The sequence below is a fragment of the Henriciella sp. genome (assembly GCF_049649345.1).
In the GTDB taxonomy this organism is placed as follows: Bacteria; Pseudomonadota; Alphaproteobacteria; order Caulobacterales; family Hyphomonadaceae; genus Henriciella.
Genome location: NZ_JBARZC010000315.1, coordinates 1 through 2,006 on the forward strand (window position 1 = coordinate 1; position 2,006 = coordinate 2,006).

At 57.3% G+C, this 2,006-nt stretch carries 1 protein-coding gene and 1 pseudogene; both read right to left on the minus strand.

Annotated features, from left to right (window positions below; all coding sequences use genetic code 11):
- Positions 1-193: pseudogene (locus WA989_RS08260) on the minus strand (1,9-bis(guanidino)-5-aza-nonane synthase); the annotation flags it as partial.
- Positions 194-310: 117 nt separating this feature from the next.
- Positions 311-1,501, minus strand: a complete 1,191-nt coding sequence (locus WA989_RS08265; RefSeq protein ID WP_424340026.1) for a type III PLP-dependent enzyme — start codon at positions 1,499-1,501, stop codon at positions 311-313.
- Positions 1,502-2,006 lie beyond the last annotated feature (505 nt).

A 2,006-nucleotide genomic window follows, 5' to 3' on the forward strand; every position in this document is an offset into this window, starting at 1 on the left:
GGGTCAGGATGATCGAACAATCCTGATCAGCGAGCGCCATGTTGAAGATCTCGGTCGCCCGCCCAAGATCTCGCGACGAGAAAGACATCTTGCTCATTGCATCAATGATGGGCCGGGCATCGAAAGAGGTCATGTCGACATGCTCGACCGGATTGCTCAGAAGCTCGGCCTTGCGGTTGGATTGCTCAGACATAGAAGGGGGACTCCGTTTGGTTGGAGGGGTTGTAACGAGGAGAGAATAAGGGGTCCAGATAAAGCGGAATGCCCGATCCTCAGACCGGGCATTCGAATTTAACCTGCTGAATGGGCCTTACGCCATGACGGCGACAGTTGTTTCGCTGTAGAACCCGTTGAATCGTGACGAAAGCGCCTGCCCATAGGCACCGAGATGGCAGACCTCGATCCAGTCGCCTTCGCCGACATCGCCGGGCAGGTCAAATGGGCCATTCATGACATCGAGGCTGTCGCAGGTCGGGCCGAAGAACCGAAACATCTCACTTGGCGCCGCCGGGCGAGGGGCCGCACGGTGAAGTTTGACCGGAAATTTCCAGGCGCACTGCGCGGCATCGAACAGGGAGCCGTAGCTACCATCATTCAGGTACAGATCCTCGCCTTTGCGAAGTTCCACGCGCGCCAGGGTCGAGCCGCCTTGTGCGCAGAGCGCGCGGCCCGGCTCACCAAGTACTTGAAGCCCGTCAAAGCCGTTCGCCTGAAGGGCCTCGCGGATCGCGTCGAAATAGGTATCCATTGGCTTTGGAGCCATGCCGGGATAGGCGACGGGAAACCCGCCGCCACAGTCGACAGAATCTATTGACACACCGGCCTTGTGCAGGATCGCACGAACCCAGGCGAGAGCACGGCCATACTCGGCTGAGTTCAGGCACTGGGAGCCGACATGAAAGGTCACACCGAGTAGGGCCGCATGGTGGCGAGCATCCCGAAGCAGCTCGACGGCCTCTTCATGCGTTGCGCCGAACTTGCCTGACAGCGGCATTGCAGCTTCACCCTTCGGCAGCGCAAGACGCAGGTGGAGGCTCAGATCATCTGCATAGCCGGTCTCTTCAAGGATCTTTGCGAGCTCATCGGAAGAATCGAATGCAAAATCGCGCACGCCTTCATTATAGGCATGGCGAATCGTTGCCCGCGATTTCACCGGATGCATCAGGAAGAGTTTCGCGGATGGGGCCACGGCGCGGACGAGCTCGCTTTCACGGGTCGAGGCACCATCGAACGTGCGCACGCCGCTTGTCCAGAGCGTCTTCAGGACGGCCGGATGCGGATTAGCCTTTACGGCATAGAGGACCTTGCCTGGAAACCCGTTCAGAAAGACTTTCGCCGCAGCCGCGATCTTTTTCGGATAAAGCACGAAGATGGCGTCGTCACCTTCATAGGCGCGAAGAACATCGCCAACGCTCGCAAAGGCCGGGAGGCCTGAGCGGTTATCGATATCTGGAAGTATGGCTGGGCGCGCCAGAGGCGCAAATTCTGTTTTAAACATCATCGGAAAACTGATTTTTGCCGGCAGAACGCCGGTGAACTTTGAGACTACATCACATCGGGAACGTGTGACGCGCGGCAAGGTTCGGCGGGCATTACGTCGCCCGCTACGGCCTTATAAGTTCAGCGACCGCAGCCGCATAGTCTCCAAACTTCCGATCATAATAGTGATAAAGGCCCGTATCAAATGCGACGGCCAAAATTGAAGGAGAAGTCGCAAAAGCGATCATGTGCGGTGTCATCCAAGTATCCTCGTCAAGCATGACCGGCCGGTTCAGACCGATGATGAAGTGAAGACAGTTGGGCTCACCCGTACTGACGACCTTTCGGACCCGTCGTAGCTCGCTTGCTTGTCGAGGGGGGAGATAGATAAATCCGGCTGAAAATTCAAGTGGTTTTTGCGTCAGCCAATGCTGAAAACCCGCGGGCTAGGTCTTCGATGAGATCCTCGGTGTCCTCTAGGCCCACATGAAGCCGCACAAGTTTTCCCTCGGCTGAAGCTGTCCAGT

Excerpts from the sequence above, each read along its gene's own strand:
- WA989_RS08265 (WP_424340026.1), bottom strand. The coding sequence starts at position 1,501 with ATGATGTTTAAAACAGAATTTGCGCCTCTGGCGCGCCCAGCCATACTT.